Raw genomic sequence first — 22,577 nt, forward strand, 5'->3', positions numbered from 1 at the left:
AGCGCACGTCGCCGTCGGCGGGCAAATCGGGTAGTATGGGAACCACAAGAAACGGATGAAAGGTGCAACCATGAAGTGCGTTATCTCTGTTCTGGGCAAGGACCGCAGCGGCATCGTCGCGGCGGTGGCGGTGGCGCTTGCGGAATGCGGCGCGAACATCGACGACATCAGCCAGACCATCTTGAACGACATCTTCTCGATGACGATGCTCACCACGCTCGATACGGAGAAGGCCGACTTCGACACCGTGCAGGACAAGCTCAAGGCGGTAGGGGAGAATCTCGGCGTGCAGATCATCATCCAGCGCGAAGACGTCTTCCAGTACATGTACAAGATTTAGAAAACGACACCTGAGCTGGGGTTCGCTTAGCTTCAACCCACACTACGCCACATTGCGGCCATATCGCCCGTCGGGAAGATTGATTCTCGGCGGGCTTTCTTTTCGCCCGATTCTATTCGTCATTCACTATAATGGAGCGTACGCGATAATCGTCGCAAGCTTGTGCTGCGGCACATGAACAGGAGGAACTATGAGAGATCATTCCCAGCATATCCAGCTCTCTCGTGAGCAGGCGGTCTCGTCGATGCTCGAGGCCATGGATGCGGCACCTGCAGGTTTCGGGTGGGCGAACATCGCCGCGGGCGAGGATTTGCACAGCAGCGAGGTTGCTCGCAAATGCTGCGAGCAGGTGGCGCTTGCCGATTCGGTGGGGCGCGTGCTCGCCTATGACGTGGTCTCTCGGTGCGACATGCCCTCCGCGCTCACGTGCGCGATGGACTCGATCGCCCTGCACTGGTCCGATTTCGAGAACCTCGCGGAAGGCGAGCTGCCCGACACGAGCACATGGGTTCGCGGGGTGGATTGGCAGTTTGCGAACACGGGCGTCGCGATGCCCGAAGGGTTCGACACCGCCATCGTCATCGAGCACGTGCAGGTGTCGGAAGACCAGCAGCACGTGACCATCGACGCCGCCCCCTCGAAGCAGGGTGCGGGCACGCGTCCTGCGGGCTCGACCATGAAGCGCGGCGATGTCCTCGCGACTGCCGGCACGGTCGTGACGCCCGACGTCGCGGCGCGCATGGGAACGGGCGACAATGCCGTGGTCCCCGTTGTCCGCAAGCCTCGCGTGGCCTTCATCCCCACGGGTAACGAGCTCGTTCCCGCAGGTATCCCCCTCGACCCGACGCGCGTCGATCAGTTTGCCGCCCGCGGCCGCAACTTCGAGACGAACAGCATCCTCGTGCGCGCGAAGGTGGAAGCGTGGGGCGGGCAGTTCGTTCCCTTCGACATCGTGTGCGACGAACGCCCCGAAATCGAGGCCGCCATCAAACGCGCATGCGAGGTCGCCGACATCGTCGTTCTGAATGCGGGCTCCTCGAAGGGCTCGGATGACTGGTCGTGCGAGGTCATGGAAGAGATGGGTCGCATGATCTGCCATCAGACGAATCACGGCCCGGGGCATCACAGCTCCTACGCCGTCGTCGACAACGTGCCCATTGTGGGCATCTCCGGTCCTTCGGGCGGCGCGTCGTTCACCCTTGACTTCTACCTGCGTCCGCTTATGCGCAAGTATTTGGGGCTTGATCCCATCGTGCCGAAGACGGCGGCCCGCTTGACCGAGGCGTTCCCGGCTCCGAAGCACGGCCCGGGCGCGAAGAACGGCAAACCTGCTGGTGAGGAGCGCCCACGCGAGCATCCCGACCATGCACCGGGAGAGCCGGAGTTCTTCGGCATCCGCCCTCTCCGCGTGGAGCCGAGCGCCGACGGTGTGCTCGAGGCGACGCCGATTGACGGTCGCCCCGGATCGAAGACGGCATGGGGAGCGAACGCTTTCACCATGATGGGCATGGGTCCCGGCATCGAGCCTCCCGCGGCAGGCGACATCATCGAGGTGGAGTTTCTCTAACGCGCCTCGGCGACGCTTTCCCGCGTGGTGTTATACTTTCTTGCAATGATTAGCAGTTTGCAACGGCAACCCGGCGCCCGAGGGGTGCAGGGAGGAAGGAGCGCGTTATGTCTATGAACAAAGTGCTCGCTGCGGTGGATGCAACTGACGGCGGCCGCAAGGCGTTAGAGCTTGCGATCAGCGTGACCGAGAACAACCCTGATGCTGTCATCGACTTGGTGTACGTGGTGCCGATTCCCTTGCTCGACGATTCCCAGATGACGAGCTTCCGCTCCATCTTGGAAATGATGATGAACGACGGGAAAACGCTGCTCGAGAGGCTGGCTAGCGCTCACGAGGATGCGGCCGATCGCCTGAACCCGCTGCTCATCACGGGAACGAACCCCGCTACCGAGATCGTGAAGTTGATCGATCAGGGCGACTACGACCTTGTCGTTATCGGCAACCGCGGGCTTTCGGGCATGAAGGAGTACATGGGAAGCGTCAGCCACAAGGTGCTGCACGGCTCGTCGGTGCCGGTGCTCATTGCCAAGTAAGTCATACTTCGAAACAAGGAGCGTTCTGTGAGCGAATCGAAAAGCGAGCAGGGCGGCATGGAAAAGGAGCGCGTGCGCAAAAACGCGCTCCTTTTGTTCAGCAAGCCGCCGATTCCGGGTTTGGTGAAAACCCGCCTGACCGTGCTGAAAGACGGTGTGTTCCAGCCTGAGGTTGCCTCGGGGCTCTACCATTGTATGCTCTTCGACGTGGTGGAAATCTGCTGCGCGGCGATGGCCGATTTGGAACGCGAAAGTGCCGAGCGGGCACGGGAAGCGCTCGCCGCGGGCGAGGAAGCGGTGCGCGATGAGTACGAGATGATCATCTCGACGACGCCCGAAAAGAACGTCGAGGTGATGCGAAAGCTGTTCTCCGATGCGGGACAATGGCCGCGCGAGCTGGTGTTTCTCTGCGACGAGGGTGCAAGTTTCGACGAACATTACAACCAGGCGTTCGAGAAGACGTGGGAACGCGGCGCTGATTGCATCCTTTCTATGGGCGCCGATATGCCTGCGCTCACCAAGGCCGATGTGCGCGCAGGGTTCGACGCACTCCACAAGCTCGACGGGGTTGTGAGTGGCGGCATTGTGCTCGCTCCCGACCAGGAGATGGGCGTGTCGGTAATCGGTTGGACGCGCGAGACCAACTTCGACCATTCGGGCGTGTTCTACAACCAGGAGGGCCTCACGGTGCTTCCCGCCTATATCGACAAGGCGCGAAAGCAGGGGCTCCCTGCGCTTTACCTGCCGCCTATTCCCGACGTGGACACGATGGCCGACCTCATGCACAACATCACGCTCGTCGAGGCGCTCAACTACTGCGCGCAATACGACGACGTTACGCCGCCGTGGCGCACGGCCCAGGCGCTCAAGGAGATGGGATGGGATGAAGTGCGCGTTCCCCCCAACGACCTGCACGATCCGCGAGAGGAAATCGACAAATAGAAAAACTGGGCGGGCGAAGAGTTGTCTCCCGCCTCGCGCAGCGTCGGCCCGTTCCGTCGGCTGTTAAGCCGACGGAACCACCAACTCCCAAAACGCAACCGCGCTTGCCGCGGCGACGTTCAAGGAATCTACTTGGTGGTACATGGGAATCTTCACCGTGTAATCGCAGCGGGCGATGGTGCTTTCTGCCAAGCCGTCGCCTTCCGTGCCCAGCACGAGCGCAATCTTCTCGCATTCCTTCAGCTTCTCGTCGCGCAAGCTCACCGAGTCGTCGGAAAGCGCGAGCGCTGCCGTGGTGAAGCCGAGCTCGTGGAGCAAAGGGATGCCGGTTTGCGCCCAATCGTGGGCGTCTTCCCCGATGCGTGCCCAGGGAATCTGAAACACAGTGCCCATCGATACGCGCACCGCGCGGCGATAGAGCGGGTCGTAACATGCCGGCGTGATCAGCACGGCGTCGACCCCGAGCGCCGCTGCCGAGCGGAAGATGGCCCCGACGTTCGTGTGGTTCGTGATGTCTTCTAAAACCGCGACAACGCGCGCGCCCTCGCACGCCTCGGCGACGCTTTTCGGGCGCGGTCGGCGAAAGGCCCCCAAGGCGCCGCGCGTCAGCTCGAATCCGCAGAGTTTCTCAAGTTCATCGTGGGGAGCGACAAACACGGGGATGGCGGGGTCGATCTGTTCGATGCGCTCGACGATGCCCGCCATGGAGGGCATCCATTTCTCCTCCATGAGCAGCGACAACGGCTGCATTCCCCCTTCGAGGGCGCGCTCGATCACCTTCCTCGACTCGGCGATGAAGATGCCCTTTTCGGGCTCGAGTTTGTTGCGCAGCTGCGCTTCGGTGAGCCGTGCGTAGGCGTCGAGGCGCTCGTCCTCAAGCGTGTCGATTCTCACAATCATGATGGCCTAAATCCCCCTCGGAGCGCGCATTGCGGGAAGCTCGCGGGCGTCGGACGAAGCGCGCGTCGCGGGCGGTGCGGTCGTGCCCGTCGGCGCCAACGTGCGGGAACCGAGCGTGCGGGGATGGCGGCCCGACGTGGGGGCGCTGCAGGGAGCGGCCGCACCTGTCGTCCGATCGACTTGGCCTTGCGCGCTGCCGCCTGCGTAGTACTCTGCCTCGATTGCGCGCGCCGTGTCGCCTGCGATGTCCTGCACCTGGGAGAGCCCCTGCTCGAGGAATTCCGCAACGCTCATGATGTGCGCGCCGATATAGGCCATGTCCTCGATGTTCGCGCGCTGCACCTCGGGCGTGCGCGAGGAGGTGGCGTCCTCCAAGATGACGACGTTGTAGTTCAGGGAAAGAGCGTCGTAGCAGGTCGAGCGCACGCAGTTCGGAGTCGTGGTGCCCGCGAGCACTACGGTGTTTATTCCCTCGTGCGAGAGCACGTCGTCGAGCTGCGTGTCAAAGAACGCCGAGAAGCGCGGTTTCACCATCACGCGGTCGCCGTCTGCGGGCGTCAGCAGGTCGGGCCAGTTGAGCGAGCTCTCGTCCTCGCTTGCGGGGGAAAGCGGGCGCCCTCCGTCGCACCATTGCCGATAGCGCACGGGCTCCACGTTCGCGCCGTCGGCGCTGTAGATGCGGCGGATATGGAAGATGCTCATCCCGATTGAGCGCGCGAAATCGAGGGCGTGGGCGCATGCCGGCACCGTGTCCGCGGCGCCGGCAACGCATAGGGCGCTTGTGGGGTCGATGAAGCCGTTTTGCATGTCTATCAGCAGGAATGCTGCACGTGTTGGTTCTATCATGGAATCGCTTTCCTTGTGGTCGGTCTTCGTAGTATAGCGCCTTGCGTCCCGGTGATGCCCGGCGCGAACGCGTGCGGGTTGTTAGGCAGTTTAGCGATTCATCAACGGAATCGGTGACGGTATGGGATTGCATGGGGAATGCGGGTATACTCGTATTCTCAAGGAAAGAAAAGGGGAACAGTGTCACACGAAGACAATGCCGCCGAATCGGGCGCCCAGATACCTGACGGCGCACTCGACCGATACGGAAATCCGACAGACCATCCAGCATTTAACCAGTTCGTCGCCACGATTTCGGCCCTCCGGGCCCCGGACGGCTGTCCATGGGATCGCGAGCAGACGCACGCATCAATCTCCCACAACATGATAGAGGAAGCCTACGAGGCCGTTTGCGCGATCGAGGAAGAGGACGTCGCCCACCTGCGCGAAGAGCTCGGCGACGTGCTTTTGCAGGTGGTGCTCCAAAGCCAGATCGCCGCCGATGCAGGGGAGTTCTCAATCGACGACGTGTGCGCCGATGTGAACGCGAAGATGGTGCGCCGCCATCCGCATGTATTCGGCGGTCTCGAGGCCTCCAACGCGAGCGAGGTACTCGATGTGTGGGACCAGGTGAAACTTGCGGAGCGGCAGGCGACAGGCGACGCCGACGGCTCGGGCGCAGGTGAGCCCGAGGGCCTGCTCGGCGGTGTGCCGCGCACCTTCCCCGCGCTCATGGAGGCGCAGAAGATTTCCCGCAAGGCTGCCGCCGTGGGCTTCGAATGGGATTCCATCGAGGACGTGTGGGACAAGGTTGCCGAGGAGAAATCCGAGCTCATCGAGGCGTATGCCGCTGCTCCGCATGCTGCAAACGGCAAGATCGACACCTCCGTGGCGGGCGAGTTCGGCCTTGACGAAAAGGAGGCGGCTCGTCGCGCCGAAGCGGCGGAGATGGAGTTCGGCGATGTGCTTTTCGCGCTGGTCAACGCGGGCAGACGCATGGGGATCGACGCCGAAAGCGCCCTTCGCGCCTCGAACGCGAAGTTCCGCGCCCGTTGGGCAGCGATGGAGGAAATAGCCTCCGAACAGGGGAAACGTATGCAAGATTTCTCGATCTCGGAGCAAAATGAGCTCTGGGGCGAAGTGAAGGGGAGATAAGATGACGAGCGCCGCGCAGCTTTTGAGTGAGCAGGACCACAGGGACACGTGGTCGCTTACTATTGGCAAGGACATGTCGGATGAGGACATCGAGTTCGTGCGTGAGGCGGGAGCGAAGCTTCGCGAGCTGAGCCAGCGCTACCGCGCCGCGCTGCGCGAGATGGTCGTCCGCTTCGAAATTCTCGACCAGGACCTGAACCTGCGCAAAGACCGCACGCCCATCCATCATGTTGAGTCGCGCGTAAAGACCCCCGAGAGCATCATCGAGAAGATCGGCCGCTACGGCAAGGAGCGCACGCTCGAGAACATCGAGAAGTACATCATGGACATCGCGGGCATCCGCGTGATCTGCTCCTATATCAGCGACGTGTACAACCTGTTCGACCTGCTGCAACGTCAGGACGACCTGGAAATCGTCACGGTCAAGGACTATATCGCCAACCCCAAGCCCAACGGGTACCGCAGCTTGCACGTGATTGTTCGCATTCCCGTGTACTTCCTCGATTCCAAGCAGATGGTGCCGGTCGAAATTCAGCTGCGAACCGTCGCCATGGACTTCTGGGCGAGCCTCGAGCACGACCTGAAGTACAAGGCGAAGCGCGAGATCGAGGGCATCGATTCCTACGGCGAGCTGAAGGATTGCAGCCGCATCATCGAGGACGTCGAAGCGCGCATGCAGATCCTCGCACGGGCGCTCGACTCCGAGTAGCAGGGGGCATTTCTCCGCGCGGTTGCCGCGTTCCTGCGGTTCTTTCTTGACTTGAAGCGAGCTTGAGGTTTTATCATGGGTGCATCACAGAGAGAGGAGCACCCATGAACTCAGATTTCGCCCGCGTGTCGAAGCTTGGCTTCGGCTGCATGCGCCTGCCCCAGACCGACCCGAAAGATCCCACCGCAATCGATATCGAGCACGTCAAACAGATGGTCGATGCCTACTTGGCCGGCGGCGGGAACTACTTCGACACCGCGTTCGTCTACCATAACGGCGCATCCGAGAAGGCCCTCGGGGAAGCGCTCGTCGCGCGCCACCCGCGCGAGTCCTACACCATCGCCACGAAATGCCTTGCCTGGGCATGCCCCGACGAGAAGACGGCGAAGTCGAATCTGCCCACGTCACTTGAGCGGTTGGGAACCGACTACATCGATTTCTACCTGCTCCACAACGTGGGCGGAAAGCGTACGAAGGTTTTCGACGATTGGGGGATGTGGGACTTCGCGCAGAAGGCCAAGCAGGACGGCCTGATCCGCCACGTCGGCTTCTCCATGCACGATGGCCCCGAGACGCTCGATCGCATACTCACCGACCACCCCGAGATGGAGTTCGTGCAGCTGCAGGTGAACTACCTTGATTGGGAAAGCCCGGTTGTGCAATCGCGCCGCTGCATGGAAGTGGCAGCCGAGCACGGTGTCCCCGTCATCATCATGGAGCCCGCCCGCGGCGGAATGCTCGTCAACCTGGTCGATCGCGTTGCGGCGCCGCTTGTTGCCTGCAGCCCCGAGAAGAGCCTCGCGTCGTGGGCGTACCGCTTCTGCTACAACCTGCCGGGCGTGCTCACGGTGCTCTCCGGCATGTCGACTATCGACCAGGTTCGCCAGAACATCGCTGACTTCAAGGCGAGCGAGCCGTTTTCCCAAGCAGAGACTGAAGCGCTTGCCCAGACGCGCGAAATCCTCGAATCGATTGCGGCGATTCCATGCACGAACTGCCGCTACTGCGTGAAGGGGTGCCCGCAGGAGGTCGCCATTCCTGAAATCATGGGGCTTTTGAACCTCGAGGCGCAGGTCGAAAACAACAAGTTCGTGAGCGATCTGTACAGCTGGCAGGCGAAGCCCGGTCGCGCGTCCGACTGCATCGAGTGCGGACTGTGCGAGTCGATGTGCCCGCAGCAGATTGGCATCATCGAGAACCTGAAGACCGCCGTCGAGCATTTCGAGTAAGGTCGAGCGGGCTTTGGGGCGCGTGCGGCGGACCCGGGCGAGCGTGCGGCGGGTTCGGGCGAGCGTATGGCGGGCCCAGGCTGCACTCCCGGCTGCGCGAAGCGTCGCCGCACCCCGATTATTCACGCCTGTAACAAAGATGTAACAGCATCTGGCCTTTTCTTGTTCGACAAAGCCCTTGCGAGCCTTTATAGTGAACGAGATATCTCATCTTGCTTTTAATATGGAAAGGGGAAGGAAGATGAAAATGAAGAAGCTGGGCGTGGTGCTCGCCGCTGGCGTGCTCGCCGCTTCGCTTGCCTTGTTCGGATGCTCCTCGAACAGCACCGCGGGCAACGACACCAAGAAGGACGATTCCGCCAAGGCCGACACGAGCTACACGCTTGTCAAGGATGGCACGCTCACGATGGGCACCTCCGCCGACTATCCTCCGTTCGAGAACCTCGAGAACGGTGAGGCTGTCGGCTTCGATGTCGATTTGTGCAAGGCTGTCGCCGACGAGCTCGGCCTCAAGTTCGAAGTCGTCAACAACCAGTTTGACACGCTGCTCACCGGCCTTGCCGCTGGCGGTAAGTTCGATGTCGTGCTTGCTGGCATGACCGTCGAGCCCGAGCGTGCGGAACTCGCCGACTTCACCGACACCTACTACGTCGATGACCAGGCCGTTGCCGTTATGAAGGACGGCGCTATCACCAAGGACAACGCCAAGGAAGAGCTGAACAAGGCCGGCGTCATCATCGCCGTGCAGTCCGGCACCACCGGCGAGACCTACTGCCGCGAGAACTTCCCGAACGCGACCATCCAGCCCTATGGCAACTCCACCGATAGCTTCGCCGCTATGCAGGCTGGCCAGGCGACCGCCGTGTGCACCAACGCCGCCGTCGTGAAGAAGATGCTCTCCGAGGCCTACAGCGACGCTCAGGTCGTCCTCGAGGTTGCGACCGGCGAAGAGTACGCCGTTGCCGTGAACAAGGACAACCCGGAGCTCACCAAGGCCATCAACGAGGCCATCAAGAAGCTCCAGGACGATGGCACCGTCGAGAAGCTCGCTGCCAAGTGGCTCGGGTAAACGCCCTGCCGCACGCTGAGCGCCCGTAACGGGCGAGAGCTCGCGTGCCGATAGCGTTCAACCGCCATTGACGCCCTATCCTGTCCGAGAGCGGCTCGCCGAGAAGCGAGCAAGCTCGAAGACGGGATAGGGCTTTTCTTTTCTGGGGTCTCCCGTCGGCACTGGCACGTAGCACGAGATTGCCAAATCCAGCAAGGGCGTATAAAATACGCATCGATGGGCCCGGGATGACCGCTGATTCAAGTCACCGGGCCTAAATTGTATTTACAGGAGAAACCTTATGGCAGACGCATGCGAGCACCCCGAAACCGAAATGCGGCGCGAGTGGGCCGAGCGCTGGCTCTCGCCTTCAAGGCTATCCTCTTACCTCGACCTTTGCGGCGGCGACGTCGACCGCGCGCTCGACTTACACGAATGGAACCTCATGCTCGGGCGCGCCCTCATGGGCGACATTGCACACTTTGAGCTCGCACTGCGCAATGCTTACGATAGAATCCTCACCGAGCGCTTCGAAGGCGACGAGCACTGGCTCTTCGACGCGAGATCACCCGTGACGCGCCCCATCATGCGAATGAGCAAGGCGAAAAAGCAGCGCGATGTGAACATGGTGAACCGCCGAGCCATCGACGACGCCCGCGGGCGGGCGCACGACCCGGCAAACCCCAATCAGGTGATCGCGGGCCTTATGCTCGGCTTCTGGGCGCACATGACCGACCGTAGCCGCGAGCGAGACCTTTGGATCCCGTATCTGCACGCCGCATGGCCTGCCGGAACCGACAGGGCGAAGCTCAACCTGCAACTCGAAGCAATCAACAAGTTGCGCAACCGCGTCGCGCACAGCGAGCGCCTATTCAATCCGGGACCCGACGGGTGTTCGCCCGCAAGGGTCGACGCAGAGATGCTCGCTTTGTTCCGCGCTTTATCGCCGCAAGCTTACGAAGGTCTTTACGGCAATGAGAACACGACGACGGTCGAGAGGTTTCTCGATGACCACCCGTCGCCGATAGATGTGAGGCTGTAGCGGATCCGCCTGCCGAGTCCGCGCGTCCCCGAATCACCCCTTTTCAAGCCACCCGCTACGAACCCCGGCGGAAACCTGGGAATGATTAAAGGTGCGACCTGCGGTTTCGCGAGCCATTTGAGTCATTCCCAAAATCGCGAATCAAGGGCCTGATTCGCCCAAATTGCGCACGAATCAACCCCTCGGCGGTATGGTGCGACGCACATCGGTAGTACTCGGACTGAATTAGTCGCTGAGTGGGAATAGAACAGACGTTCGGTTCTATGGTATAATGCGTGTCGGTGGGCGCGATTTCTTCCGAAGCCGTGCCCACCGCTATATACGGACAAATATCGGCGGGAACCCAAGCTCTGGGAGGGCGGTTGCTATGGCATATGATTTCAAGAAGGAATTCAAGGAGCTCTACAAGCCGTCGGGCAAGCCGAGCATCGTGACCGTTCCGCCCATGAGCTACATCGCCGTGCGCGGCAAGGGCGACCCCAATATCGAAGGCGGCGAGTATCAGGGCGCCATGCCGCTGCTCTACGGCGTGGCCTACACAATCAAGATGTCGAAGAAGGGCCCGCGCGAAATGAAAGGCTATTTCGACTTCGTGGTGCCCCCACTCGAAGGCTTCTGGTGGCAGGTTCGATCCAATGGTGAGATCGAACCTGCGCGGAAGGACGACTTCAGCTTCATCTCCTGCATCCGTCTGCCCGATTTCGTCACTCGCGACGATTTCGACTGGGCTGTTTCGGAAGCTGCCGCCAAAAAGAAGCTGGACTTCTCGGCGGTCGAGATGCTGAGGGTCGACGAGGGCCTGTGCGTTCAATGCATACACGCCGGGCCTTACGACGACGAGCCAGCGACCATAGACGCCATGCACGTATTCGCTGCCGAGCTGGGTTACGCGCCCGACTTCTCCGAAGCCCGCCTGCATCATGAAATCTACCTCTCCGACCCGCGCAGGTGCGCGCCGGAGAAGCTCAAAACCGTGATTCGCCATCCTATTAAGCCGATCTAGCGAAACGAAGCGCCGCAGCGCGCTCCATGCTCCGCTTTTGCGGCTTCGCATTTTCCGGTCGGCGAGAATCGCGTAAGCTGCCGCACCTTCCGACAGAAACGCAAGCATTCTGGCTGATGTCTTTCGAGATTGGCTCTTGGCTCCTTTTGCGTCGTGGAGTTATTGTACTCCCAAAAGTGAAATTGAATTTGAGTTTTAGGAGCATTTCTTGAAGGGCAACAAATTGAAAAGTCGCGACAGATACCTCGAGGAGGCGATGCTCTTTCGCGACATCGATCTCATCAAAGTGATCACGGGCGTGCGCAGGTGCGGCAAGTCGAGCCTCCTTGGTCTTATCAAAATGGCCATCGAGTGGGAATAATCCTGCCACGTTTTTGCCGGACATAGTCGTCCGTGGCGTATCGTAGCGTTCCGGGCACCTCAACTTTTGGGATTGGTTCCGAGACGCAATCGACGAACTGCTCGATCAATCGAAAGAAGAGGAGTCTTATGGCGCCTAGGGAAATTCACGTTGCCGATAGCAAGTTCCTTGCGCTTATTCTTCGGCGCAAGCCCGAGGAAATCAGAATTTCTTTGGACGAGCACGGCTGGGCGGATGTTGACGAGTTGGGGCGCGGCATGGAAAGCCCATGGTCTACCTCGTTGACTCTGCCGCGATGATCGCACAGGGGCATCTCTTCTTCTTGTCTCAAAATGACGTTTGGTTGACGAAAAGCGCGTCCGTAGAATATCTTTCGGTGACTCAACAGGAGTAGCACCGTCAAGCCGAGCGACGGGGCGTGCGGGTCAGACGCATAGGAGCTGCCAGGCAAGAAATCCCGCTGTGAGCAAGCCGCGAGCGCTCAAGGGCGTTTAAAGGGGCTCAGGGACAGGTTTTGTAATAGCCTTTGGAGTTATCGGAAATACCAAAACGCAGGTTGTGGACGTGCTAGAATTGCATGGCCTTTATTATGTAATTAACCGCTAGGGCTATGAACTGGATGAGGCTCTCTTCGCGTTGGCGGAGAGGGCTTTTTAATCGTAGAGGAACGTACATGCACATGCAGAACCTGAAAGCGAATACCGTGCGCGCCGCGTTTTGCGCGCTGCTCGTCTCGTTCGCGCTCGTGTTCGCCGGTGCGGCGCAGGTTGCCGTCGCCCCGACGAACGCGTATGCGCTCGACACCGCCAAATGCACGGCGAAACCCAACGTCAGCGGCTCGTCAGACGTGCTCGGCGGCGTGGAGACGCGCATCACTTGGGAAGGCCAGGCCGACCCCGACGAGCAGATCGCGGGCGTCACCTTCACCTTACCCGAGGGCACAACCTGCGAGCCGGGCGACACGCGCGCAACGATGCTCACCGGCGACGACCTGATGACGCGCACGAATCTCGACGTCGACGCCGACTACAAGAACGGCAAGCTCACCGTGAACTTCTCCGAGCCGGCACAGGCGGGCGGGTACTTTCGCGTGGAAATCTACAAGGTGAAGTTCTCCGAGATGGGCGGCGACATGCAGATTGCGGGCGCATACACGCTCGCGGACGGCGCCGAGGTCGCCATGGACACGCTGCCTGCGATCACGGTGAAGTCGCACTCGTTCTTCGAGTCGCTTTCCGACTCGCTCGCCCAGCAGGATTGGGTGAAGTCGTGGAACAGCGTGCTTTTCCTGAAGCTGTTCTTGAACCCGTCGGTGTTCGTGTCGAGCCTGCCGGTGGTGTTTTGGGGCTTTTTGATGGCAATCGGTATCGTGGCCTGCGCGTTCCCGCTTGCTATTCCGTTCGGCCTTCTGCTGTCGCTCATGCGCATGTCGAAGCTGCGCGTGCTGCGCGGCATCGCCACCGCCTACGTGAACGTGGTGCGCGGCACGCCGCTGTTCCTGCAGATCTACATCGCCTTCTTCGGCCTGCCGCTTGCTGGCATCCAGATTCCCACGTTCCCGCTCGGCGTGATCGTGCTCGCGATGAACTCGAGCGCGTATCTGTGTGAGATCTTCCGCGCGGGTATCCAGTCTATTAGCAAGGGGCAGTTCGAGGCCGCCCGCTCGCTCGGCATGAACGGCGCGCAGACGATGCTCTATGTCATCATCCCGCAGACCGTGCGCCGCGTGATCCCCACGATGACGAGCGAATTCATCCTGCTGTACAAGGACACGTCCATGCTCGCTGCCGTGGGCACGATGGAGATCGTCATGAACGCGAAGACGATCGTCGCATCGACGGGTTCCATCACGCCGTATGTCGTGGCCGCGTGCTTCTACCTGATCATCACGTTGCCGCTTGCGAAGGTGGTAGGCAACCTTGAGTCGCGTCTGGCCAGCAACGACACGGGCAAGGGCGGCAAGAAGAAGCGCAAGAGCAAGAAACATGCGATCGGTACTGGCGATGCCGCGGGCGCGCTCGGCTCGGGCGCGGGCACTGCTGCCGCCGAGGCGCGGGCGACGGGCGACGCTGTGGCCGCCAAACGGCCCGATGCGGTCGAGGGAACGGGCATCACGCCCGAGCAGATGTCGAGTCTGTAAGGGGTGTGCGCAATGACTGAGACTATGAAGAACCTGACGAATGAAACTGCCGACGGCGCGGGCGAGGGTGTGGCGCGCGTGGCGGCCAACGGGCGGGCGGCGGACGACGGCAAGCCCATCATCCGCATCTGCGACCTGCACAAAAGCTACGATGACCTCGTGGTTCTGCGTGGCGTCGACTTGGAAGTGAAGCGCGGCGAAGTGGTGGTCATCTTAGGGCCTTCGGGTTCCGGCAAATCCACGCTCCTGCGCTGCGTGAACCTGCTTGAGCAGCCCACGAGTGGCCAGGTGTTCTTCGAGGACACCGAGATCACCGCCAAGGGCACCGACATCAACGCCGTGCGCGCGAAGGTCGGCATGGTGTTTCAGAGCTTCAACTTGTTCCCGCACCTCACTGCCAAGGGCAACGTCATGCTCGCGCAGCAGAAGGTGCTCAAGCGCTCCAAGGAGGAAGCGGCGAAGATCGCGGTTGAGCAGCTCACGAAGGTGGGGCTTGCCGAGCGCGTCGACTACAAGCCGAGCCAGCTTTCCGGCGGTCAGCAGCAGCGCGTGGCCATTGCCCGTGCGCTTGCGATGGACCCGCACGTCATGCTGTTCGACGAGGCGACGAGCGCGCTCGACCCCGAGCTCGTGCGCGACGTCTTAGGCGTCATGAAGGAACTCGCGCGCGGCGGCATGACGATGATCGTGGTCACGCACGAGATGGGATTCGCCCGCGATGTGGCCGACCGCGTCATCTTCATGGACGGCGGCGTTATTGTCGAGCAGGGCACGCCCGACGAGGTGTTCGATCACCCGAAGAGCGACCGTACGAAGGATTTCCTGGGTCATATCCGCTAAAGGTTGGAAAGCGGCGGCTTGGGCGACGAAAGTTCGCGCAGGCCGCCGCTTTCTTGTGTGCGCTAAGGTGAGTATGCCAAGTTGAATGTGCCAAGGTGAAATTGCACATCTTGGGGGCAAGAACGACTTTGGGGGGAGCGCGTCGGAGAGGAAGAGCGAGATGGAATCTGGGGCGGAGACAAGTCGGGCAGAAGCGGGGCGTGGTGCCCTTGCTGCGGTTGGATGTTATCTCCTCTGGGGCTTTTGCCCTCTCTTCTGGGCGTTGCTCGACAATGTGGGTTCCATCGAGATCATTGGGCAGCGTATCGTCTGGTCGCTCGTCCTCACCGTCATCGCGTGCAAATTCATCCTGAAAGTCGATTTCGTCGGGCTTTTACGAGACGCCCGCGCACGGCGATTCCTTATTCCCTCGGGGCTTCTCATCATGTTGAACTGGAGCCTCTACATCGTTGCTATGGTGACGAACAATGTGGTCGAGGCATCGCTTGGCTATTACATCAATCCGCTTGTGTCGATTGTCCTGGGGCTCGTGGTGTTCCACGAGCGGCTGACTCCGCTGCAGGTCGCGGCAACGGTGCTGTCGGCAGCGGGCGTTATCTACTTCACAGTAAACTACGGCAGTTTTCCCTGGATAGCCCTGGTCCTCGCCTTCACGTTCGGCATATACGGAGCGGTGAAGAAGCGTGGCGGGTATCCAGCGGTTCCCTCCATCGCGGTCGAGGGAATCGTTGCGCTGCCTTTCGCGATCGTGGCTCTCGTTGTAGTGGCTATTGCTGGTCAAAGCGTGTTTTTCTCACCGGATATGTCGCTTGGGGCATGGCGGACGCGCATTCTTTTGGTGCTTACCGGTCCGATCACCGCCGTTCCGCTCATCCTGTTTGCAACCGCAGCGAACAAGACCCCGCTCTCGCTTATCGGGTTCATCCAGTACATCAGCCCGACCCTCAGCCTTCTTTCGGGCGTGCTCGTGCTCGGTGAGCCGTTCACCAGCGCGCATGCGGTATGCTTCGCGTGCATCTGGACTGGCGCGGTCCTCGTTATCGCGGATGCGATACGCAAGCAGGTTCGCCAGCGATAGAAGGCGCGCAGACCACGAGCTTTGCTGGTGGGGTTCGCTGCAGTTCAAGTGCATGTACGTTAAGAGGGCGAAAAAGAAGGGCTCCCGTTCGTTGTTATGAACGGGAGCCCTCAGTTGTAGTGCGACGGTGTGCGCCGAGAGCGGTTTCGCTTTGAGTGCGCTTCTCGCAGCCTTGCGACCTTACGAAAGTCCGAGCAAGGTGGAAAGTGACGCCATGAAGCTCGACATGTTGCGGTAGCACATGAACAGCGTGATCACGATGAACACCACGCCGCAGATGTTTGCGAACGCATGGTTGCGCCACTTGCCGAGAGCCTTGCCGTTGGCAACGTACATCACGAAGAACGCCATGATCGGGAGCAGGATGGCGTTTGCCGCCTGCGCGACCAGGATGAGCTGCGTGGGGCTCTTGCCGAGCGTGACGGCCATGACGCAGCCGAGCACGAGCACGATCATCCAGATGATCTTGAACTTGATGTCCTTGAGCGTCTTGCCCCAGCCGAGCACGCCGTTCACCGCGTAAGCAGCGGAAAGCGGGGCCGTGATGGCAGAGGAGAAGCCGGCAGCCAGCAGGCCGACGCCGATCATAAACGTTGCCCAGGAGCCGAGCAGCGGCTCGAGCGCCATGGCCATGTCCTTGCCGTTGGAAACGGTGATGCCGGTGTTGCCGTAGATGTTCGCGGCAGCGCAGATGAGGATGGCCATCGAAATGATGCCGCCAAGGCCGATGGAGAGCACGGTGTCAAAGCGCGCGTCGGCGATCTGCTCGGGATCCTTGAAGCGCTCGGCAGCGCCGGAGGCATGCAGGAACAGGTTGTACGGCACGATCGTGGTGCCGATGAGGCCGACGGCGGTGAGGATGCCCTTGGAAGCTTCCTGGCCGGCGGGCAGCTGCGGCGTGAAGAGACCTGCGGCAACCGCGCCCCAATCGACGGGGGAGAACAGGGCGGTCACGAAGAACACGACGCCCATGAACACGACGATGCCCGTGAGAATCTTCTCGACCAGCTTGTAGGAGCCGACCCACATGCAGGCGAAGGCGAGGATGCCGAGCACGATGACGATGGGGATCATCGGCACGTCGAAGACCGCCTGGATGCCCAGGATGCCGCCCGTGATGTTGCCGGTTTCGTAGGCGGTGTTGCCAATGAAGATCGCGATGATAACAATCACGATTGCAATCCATTTAAGCGCCGGATTCGAAATGCGATCGCGGATGTTCTCACCCAGACCTTCTTGGGTGGCGATGCCGATGCGCGAGGCCATTTCCTGGAAGATGATGGTCGCAACGGTGGCGAACAGGAGGCACCACAGCATCGTGTAGCCATAGCTTGCACCGGAAACCGTGCACGTGGTGACCGTGCCGGGGCCGACGAAGCCAGCTGCTACAAGCGCGCCGGGGCCGATGTTCTTAAACTTTTGCTTGAGCGAACTTGCCATTTTCCACTCCTTTCATGGGAGTCTCGTCCGTTTGCCGCGACCTGCTTCCCAGGGCGCTGACAAGCGGATATGAAGATTACTCGAATTACTTTAGCAGAATGTAGTGCTCGTGAGTTTTTCAGCTTGGTTAACAAGGTGTGCAAGGCTGAAAAAATGCCGATTTCGGCGCGCTTAACGCTCGCTTGCCGGGCGCATCTCGATTCCCGCCTCCGTGAGTGCCCGGCGGATGTCGCGGGCGAATTCGAGCGCGTGGGCGTTGTCGCCGTGCACGCAGATGGTGTCGGCGGCGATGCCGATCGTCTTTCCCGTAACGCTCTCGATGGAGCCCTCTTGAATGACGCGCACGACGCGCGCCACGGCGAATTCCTCATCGGTGATGGTGGCGTTGTCCTGGGTGCGCGAGACGAGCGTGCCCTCATCGGTGTAGTTGCGGTCGGCGAAGAATTCCTGCGCCACATGAAGCCCTGCAGCCTTCCCAGCGCGTGCGAGTTCGCCGCCCGCGAGCGCCACCAAGGTGATGTCGGGGTTGAAATCGGCCACTGCCTGCGCGATGGCCTGGGCGAATGACGCATCGACGGCCGCGCGGTTGTACAGCTGCCCATGGGGCTTCACGTGCGCGAGCTTAACACCCTCGGCGCGGCAGAACGCTGCGAGCGCGCCCACCTGATACAACACGTAGGCGTATCCCTCGTCGGGGGAAAGCGCCATGTTGCGGCGCCCGAACCCTTGCAGGTCGGGGTATCCCGGATGTGCGCCGACGGCGATTCCCGCTTCGGCGGCGAGCTTCACGGTGCGACGCATGACCACAGGGTCGCCCGCGTGCATGCCGCATGCCACGTTCACGCTTGTCACCAGGGGAATCACCTGCTCGTCGAGTCCCAAGGTGTACCGACCGAAGCTTTCTCCCAAATCGCTGTTCAAGTCCACGCGCGCCATGCCGTTCCTTTCCCTTAAGAGATGCGGCCCCGCGGCAAGGCGCCTGCGGGGCCGCATCGTTTCAGTTGCTTGTCTCGATTATCCTACATGATTCCAGCGTTGATGGCGTTTGCGAAAACCTGTGCGGCCTGGCAGCGGGAAAGCTTTCCTTGCGGGTCGAGGGAGTACGTTCCGTCGTGGTTGTCGATGCCGTTGATGACGCCTCTGTCAACGGCCCAGATGACGTACGGTACTGCCCAGTCGCTCGTCTGCTCGGTTCCCAGGAGCTTGTCGTACTTCTCTCGGCTCGCGTCCGCTAGATTCGAATAGCTGAGGCCGAAAACCACCTTGCACATCTGCTCGCGGGTGATCGTGTCGTTGGTTCCGAAGAGGTTCGACACGTCGTCGTATCCCGTCATAATCCCTCGATCGACGCACCAGTTAATGGCTCTCGCATACCACTCGTTTTGATCGACGTCGGGCTTGTTGCATCTAGGCGAGATAACGTATGGCGCATTGTCCTTGTAGATTACCTGGGCAATCATTGCGCGAGTCATGGGCTTATAGGGGTCGAACATGCCCGTCGCGCCGTCACCGGTCATGGCGCCGCGTGCCTTCATGAAGTACGCGGCATCGAAGAACCAGTCGCCGGGGGACACATCGGGAAATGCGGTTCTGCCGAGCCCCCAGAGGTGATTGACGGCCTTCTCGGCGTTGACGACTCCCTTGCTGCCGCTTGTTTTCGTGCGGTCGTTTTCCGGATCCTGGATGGGGGTTGCCGTGAGGTATATCGCCCTGCAAGCGTCATCGACCGTGGCGACGGGCTCGGCGGCGAACAGGAGCGCGAAAACGCCCGAGACGATCGGCGCCGCCATCGAGGTGCCGCTGGCCTTGGAGTAGCCCCCCGCGGTATTGGTCGTGGTGATCAACAAACCGGGGGCGCTGATGTTTTTCTTCTTGTTGTAGTCGGACCAGTAGCAGTTCGTGTTGTCGGTATTGAGCGCCGTTACCGCCACGCATTCGTCGAAGTCGGCGGGGTAGATGTTGTCGGTTCGCGGTTCGCCGTCTTTACCGTTGCCGCCAGAGCATACCGTGACGATGCCGGCGTTTTTCGCCGAGACGATGGCTTTGCGAAGAGCCTCATCTTTCAGACAATAGCCGCTTGAGGGGTAGGTGTTGTAGGAGCCGAAGCTCGTGTTGATCACGCGCAGGTTGGGGACGGTCTTCGATGTTGCCAGGTCAACCACGTATTTGTAGCCGGAAAGAACAGACGCGGTGGTCGCCTCCGGGGCGCCCGTGTCGTTGAAGACCTTCACGGGGAGGATGGTCGCGTTGAATGAGGCGCCCGCCAAGCCGATCCCGTTGTTCGCCCTGGCAGAGATGACTCCCGCAACCATCGTGCCATGCCCGATTCGGTCGCCGTCGGGCACGCTCGCGCTTAGTGGCTTGTCGTTGAACGCATCCCACGCGTAGTCCATAAGCAGGTTGTCTTCCAGATCCGCATGGTCGAAATCCACGCCCGTGTCGAGTGTGGCCACGGTGACGGTGTTGTCCGTGTGCACGAGGTTCCACGCCCTTGTGATGCGCGTGGTGTAGAGCCAGTATTGGTTGTAGGGTTCGTTCGGATCGCGGGTGTATACGTAATCGTCGTTCGGCATGCCAAGCGCCTGTGCCGAGATGTCCTCGTTGCCTTCGGCCTGCTCGTCGGCGAGGGTGGCGGCGCTTTCGTCCAGCGCGCCGGCGGGCACCTCATCTACCAGCCTGTACACGAAGTTCGGCTGCACGGAGACGACGCCGGGGACTTCCTGGGCGGCGGCAACGGCCTCCGACGCGCGCATGTCGTCTGCCACATCGGCAACGGCGAGCGTCGATCCGTCCGCGGACTCGATCTGATTGGTGACGGCGAGACCCGCATCGGCAAGCCCTTGTGCGAGCTCGCTTTCCTCGCCATCTGCGGAGAGAAGGTTGATCTTCGAGTCCTCATCGAGGGTCACGAGAAGGCCTCGATAGTCCACGCCCTCGACAAGCTCGTCGAAGAGCGCGGGGTCGTTGGCTTGTGCTGTGCCCTCGCTGATTGCGGTTGTGTCCACAGCGCTTTCACCAGCCGATTTGTTGGAATTGGCGGCATCGTCGGCAAAGGCGAGCGCAGGTGCGGGGAAGGCGATTCCCACCGCGAGGATTGCGGCAAGCATCGTTTTAGGTAATCGGCGTGGACAGCGCATGGGGGCCTCCTATCCCTTGAGGTCGACGTTCTTTGTGTCGGTTATCAGCATGCATCCGGGCGCATGCGTGATGGCGAAGGGCGGCTTGGAGTTCATGACCACGGCCTGAGGCGTCACGCCGCAGGCCCAAAAGACGGGCACCTCGCCCTCGTGGATGTCGACGGGGTCGCCGAAGTCGGGCTTTGAGATGTCCTCGATGCCGATGACCGACGGGTCGCCGATGTGCAGCGGAGCGCCGTGCACCTTGGGAATGGCGCCCGAGATTTGCACCGCCTTCACCACCTGGTTGTAGGGGATGGGGCGCATCGACATGACGGTGTTGCCCGACATGGACCCTGCGGGCGTGCACGCGACGTTGGTCAGGTACATCGACACGTTGCGGCCCATGGTGTTGTGGCGCATCTCGATGCCTGCCTCGATGAGCTCGCTTTCGAACGAGAACGAGCATCCGATGACGAACGACACCAGGTCATCGCGCCAATACGACGACACGTCCGTAACCTCGTCGACCAGCTTGCCGTACTCGTAGATGCGGTAGCGCGGGAAGTCGGTGGCGATGTCGCAGTCGGTGGCGCAGATGGTGGCCTCGCGCGCGCCGGTCTCGGTCACTTCCAAAAGCGGGCAGGGCTTGGGGTTGCGCTGGGCGAACAACAGGAAGTCATAAGCCTGCTCTTTCGGCAGCACGATAAGGTTCGCCTGCGCGTACCCAGGGCAAAGCCCGCTTGTGGGCGCCGTGAAGCTGCCTTCGCGGATAAGATGGCGCGCCTCGGTGGGCGTGGCGGAGAGCATCTTTTCCCAAACCGCGGCGTCGACGCCTTCCGGTTTTACGGGTGCCGGCATTTTGATAGTCATGAGTTCCGCCTTTCCTTCATAGTTCAGGGTAGTGCGCCTCGCTTTGATGCGCACTACCCCGACGTCTCAACAATGCTATGCTATGAAGCCTTGAAGGCCCAAGCCCGTGGTTAAACCTCGCCTGCGAGGAAATGTTCGATGAAGCTCGTGTTCGCCTGACCTGCGCAGAAGGTCTCGTTCTCCAAGATGGAGTACTGGAAATCGAGGTTCGTCTGCACGCCGACGACGACCATCTCCTCAAGTGCTGTGCGCATCTTGGCGATCGCCTCGGTGCGGTCGCGGCCGAGCACGATGACCTTCGCGATCATCGAGTCGTAATATGGCGTGATTTCGAAGCCGTCATAGGCGGCCGTGTCCACGCGCACGCCGTTGCCGCCTGGCAGGTGGGTTTGGGAAATCGTGCCAGGTGAGGGCATGAAATTCTTCTCAGGCATCTCGGCGTTGATGCGGCATTCGATGGCGTGCCCGTGCAGCTGGATGTCGTCTTGGGAAAACGAGAGCACCTCTCCTGCGGCGACGCGGATCATCTCGCCTACGAGGTCGGTGTGCGTGACCATCTCCGTCACGCAGTGCTCTACCTGGATGCGGGTGTTCATCTCCATGAAGTAGTAGTTGCGCTCGTCGTCGAGGAGGAACTCGATCGTGCCCGCGGAGGTGTAGCCCACGGCGCGTGCGGCCTTCACGGCGTCGTCCATCATGCGGGCGCGCAGCTCCTCGTCGAGTGCGGGGGAGGGGCTCTCCTCGATCATCTTCTGGTGGTTGCGCTGCACTGAGCAGTCGCGCTCGCCGAGCGCCACCACGTTGCCGTGGTTGTCGGCGATGATCTGCACTTCCACGTGGCGCGGGTTCTGCACAGCGCGCTCAAGGTACATCGTGTTGTCGGCGAAGGCGTTCACGCTTTCGCGCTGCGCGATGTTGAACATGTCGGCGAAGTCCTCCTCGGATTCCGACACGCGCATGCCCTTGCCGCCGCCGCCCGACGATGCCTTGATCATGATGGGCCAGCCGATCTTGCGCGCCTGCTCGAGCGCCTCGCCCACGTCATGGATGCCCTTCTTCGTGCCGGGAACCACGGGCACGCCCGCGTCCATCATGGTGCGGCGCGCCTGGCTTTTGTTGCCCATGCGGTCGATGACCTCGGGTGTGGGGCCGATGAAGGCGATGTCGTTGTCGCGGCACATCTTCGCGAACGTGGAGTTCTCGGAGAGAAAGCCGTAGCCCGGGTGGATTGCGTCGGCGCCCGTTCCCTTCGCCGCCGTGATGATAGCGGGGATGTTCAGGTAGGAATCGCGCGCTTGAGCAGGCCCGATGCACACGGCCTCGTCCGCAAGGTACGTGTGAAGCGATTGCCGGTCCGCCGTGGAGTACACGGCGACGGTCTTGATTCCCATGGCGCGGCAGGCGCGGATCACGCGCACGGCGATTTCGCCACG

At 61.2% G+C, this 22,577-nt stretch carries 22 protein-coding genes and 1 pseudogene; 16 read left to right on the forward strand and 7 right to left on the reverse strand.

The features are described 5' to 3' along the window. Positions 1-70: 70 nt before the first annotated feature. From Q0G18_RS00485 to Q0G18_RS00500, 4 genes are all read left to right on the forward strand, one after another. Positions 71-340, forward strand: coding sequence for an ACT domain-containing protein (locus Q0G18_RS00485; RefSeq protein ID WP_297148448.1), 270 nt, complete (start codon positions 71-73; stop codon positions 338-340). A 190-nt stretch (positions 341-530) separates the two neighbouring features. Beyond that, entirely contained in the window at positions 531-1,907 is a 1,377-nt protein-coding gene (locus Q0G18_RS00490) for a molybdopterin-binding protein (protein WP_297148450.1), read from the forward strand. A gap of 107 nt (positions 1,908-2,014) precedes the next feature. Beyond that, complete coding sequence (locus tag Q0G18_RS00495; protein ID WP_297148451.1) at positions 2,015-2,443, forward strand: universal stress protein; 429 nt, start codon at positions 2,015-2,017, stop codon at positions 2,441-2,443. 27 nt (positions 2,444-2,470) lie between these two features. After that, complete coding sequence (locus Q0G18_RS00500; RefSeq protein WP_297148453.1) at positions 2,471-3,385, forward strand: DUF2064 domain-containing protein; 915 nt, start codon at positions 2,471-2,473, stop codon at positions 3,383-3,385. Positions 3,386-3,448: 63 nt separating this feature from the next. Here Q0G18_RS00500 and Q0G18_RS00505 read toward each other — a convergent pair whose 3' ends face one another. Both Q0G18_RS00505 and Q0G18_RS00510 read right to left on the reverse strand, forming a co-directional pair. Further along, on the reverse strand, positions 3,449-4,285 hold the full coding sequence (locus tag Q0G18_RS00505) for an RNA methyltransferase (protein WP_297148455.1): 837 nt from the start codon (positions 4,283-4,285) through the stop codon (positions 3,449-3,451). 6 nt (positions 4,286-4,291) lie between these two features. Continuing rightward, complete coding sequence (locus Q0G18_RS00510; protein ID WP_297148457.1) at positions 4,292-5,131, reverse strand: cysteine hydrolase; 840 nt, start codon at positions 5,129-5,131, stop codon at positions 4,292-4,294. Between the two features lie 219 nt (positions 5,132-5,350). On the opposite strand from Q0G18_RS00510, the gene mazG reads away from it, so the two are divergent. The 12 genes and pseudogenes from mazG to rarD all read left to right on the forward strand — a co-directional run bounded on the left by mazG (position 5,351) and on the right by rarD (position 15,715). Then, complete coding sequence (gene mazG / locus Q0G18_RS00515) at positions 5,351-6,265, forward strand: nucleoside triphosphate pyrophosphohydrolase (RefSeq protein ID WP_297148490.1); 915 nt, start codon at positions 5,351-5,353, stop codon at positions 6,263-6,265. 1 nt (position 6,266) lies between these two features. After that, positions 6,267-6,974: a GTP pyrophosphokinase family protein gene (locus tag Q0G18_RS00520; protein ID WP_158050182.1), complete on the forward strand. Its 708-nt coding sequence runs from the start codon at positions 6,267-6,269 to the stop codon at positions 6,972-6,974. 104 nt (positions 6,975-7,078) lie between these two features. Beyond that, positions 7,079-8,203 carry an aldo/keto reductase gene (locus Q0G18_RS00525; RefSeq protein ID WP_297148460.1) on the forward strand — a complete coding sequence of 375 codons (1,125 nt, stop codon included), beginning with the start codon at positions 7,079-7,081 and terminating at the stop codon, positions 8,201-8,203. Between the two features lie 241 nt (positions 8,204-8,444). After that, on the forward strand, positions 8,445-9,272 hold the full coding sequence (locus tag Q0G18_RS00530; RefSeq protein ID WP_297148462.1) for an ABC transporter substrate-binding protein: 828 nt from the start codon (positions 8,445-8,447) through the stop codon (positions 9,270-9,272). Positions 9,273-9,552: 280 nt separating this feature from the next. Next, positions 9,553-10,293, forward strand: a complete 741-nt coding sequence (locus tag Q0G18_RS00535) for an Abi family protein (protein ID WP_297148464.1) — start codon at positions 9,553-9,555, stop codon at positions 10,291-10,293. Positions 10,294-10,660: 367 nt separating this feature from the next. Beyond that, positions 10,661-11,296 (forward strand): GyrI-like domain-containing protein, encoded by a 636-nt coding sequence (locus Q0G18_RS00540; RefSeq protein WP_297148466.1) that lies wholly within the window; start codon positions 10,661-10,663, stop codon positions 11,294-11,296. A 208-nt stretch (positions 11,297-11,504) separates the two neighbouring features. Next, complete coding sequence (locus Q0G18_RS00545) at positions 11,505-11,657, forward strand: hypothetical protein (RefSeq protein WP_297148467.1); 153 nt, start codon at positions 11,505-11,507, stop codon at positions 11,655-11,657. Between the two features lie 128 nt (positions 11,658-11,785). Beyond that, positions 11,786-11,956 carry an RNA 2'-phosphotransferase gene (locus Q0G18_RS09455; RefSeq protein WP_366768807.1) on the forward strand — a complete coding sequence of 57 codons (171 nt, stop codon included), beginning with the start codon at positions 11,786-11,788 and terminating at the stop codon, positions 11,954-11,956. Further along, a pseudogene (locus tag Q0G18_RS09460) lies at positions 11,914-12,051 on the forward strand (RNA 2'-phosphotransferase); the annotation flags it as partial. The gene Q0G18_RS09455 and the pseudogene Q0G18_RS09460, both read left to right, overlap by 43 nt. Before the next feature lie 279 nt (positions 12,052-12,330). Next, positions 12,331-13,797: an amino acid ABC transporter permease gene (locus Q0G18_RS00550; RefSeq protein ID WP_297148469.1), complete on the forward strand. Its 1,467-nt coding sequence runs from the start codon at positions 12,331-12,333 to the stop codon at positions 13,795-13,797. Positions 13,798-13,914: 117 nt separating this feature from the next. Next, complete coding sequence (locus Q0G18_RS00555) at positions 13,915-14,637, forward strand: amino acid ABC transporter ATP-binding protein (protein WP_366768812.1); 723 nt, start codon at positions 13,915-13,917, stop codon at positions 14,635-14,637. Positions 14,638-14,797: 160 nt separating this feature from the next. Beyond that, positions 14,798-15,715, forward strand: a complete 918-nt coding sequence (gene rarD / locus Q0G18_RS00560) for an EamA family transporter RarD (protein ID WP_297148474.1) — start codon at positions 14,798-14,800, stop codon at positions 15,713-15,715. A 180-nt stretch (positions 15,716-15,895) separates the two neighbouring features. Here rarD and Q0G18_RS00565 read toward each other — a convergent pair whose 3' ends face one another. The 5 genes from Q0G18_RS00565 to accC form a co-directional block, all read right to left on the reverse strand. Next, positions 15,896-17,155 (reverse strand): Nramp family divalent metal transporter, encoded by a 1,260-nt coding sequence (locus Q0G18_RS00565; RefSeq protein ID WP_297148476.1) that lies wholly within the window; start codon positions 17,153-17,155, stop codon positions 15,896-15,898. A 171-nt stretch (positions 17,156-17,326) separates the two neighbouring features. Continuing rightward, entirely contained in the window at positions 17,327-18,091 is a 765-nt protein-coding gene (locus tag Q0G18_RS00570) for a 5-oxoprolinase subunit PxpA (protein WP_297148478.1), read from the reverse strand. An 83-nt stretch (positions 18,092-18,174) separates the two neighbouring features. Continuing rightward, positions 18,175-20,292, reverse strand: coding sequence for a S8 family serine peptidase (locus tag Q0G18_RS00575; RefSeq protein ID WP_297148480.1), 2,118 nt, complete (start codon positions 20,290-20,292; stop codon positions 18,175-18,177). Positions 20,293-20,301: 9 nt separating this feature from the next. Beyond that, positions 20,302-21,144, reverse strand: a complete 843-nt coding sequence (locus Q0G18_RS00580) for a putative hydro-lyase (protein ID WP_297148482.1) — start codon at positions 21,142-21,144, stop codon at positions 20,302-20,304. Between the two features lie 110 nt (positions 21,145-21,254). After that, a partial coding sequence (gene accC, locus Q0G18_RS00585) for an acetyl-CoA carboxylase biotin carboxylase subunit (RefSeq protein ID WP_297148484.1) occupies positions 21,255-22,577 on the reverse strand: 1,323 nt, incomplete at its 5' end.

The organism is uncultured Ellagibacter sp., assembly GCF_934636505.1.
Classification (GTDB): Bacteria; Actinomycetota; Coriobacteriia; order Coriobacteriales; family Eggerthellaceae; genus Ellagibacter.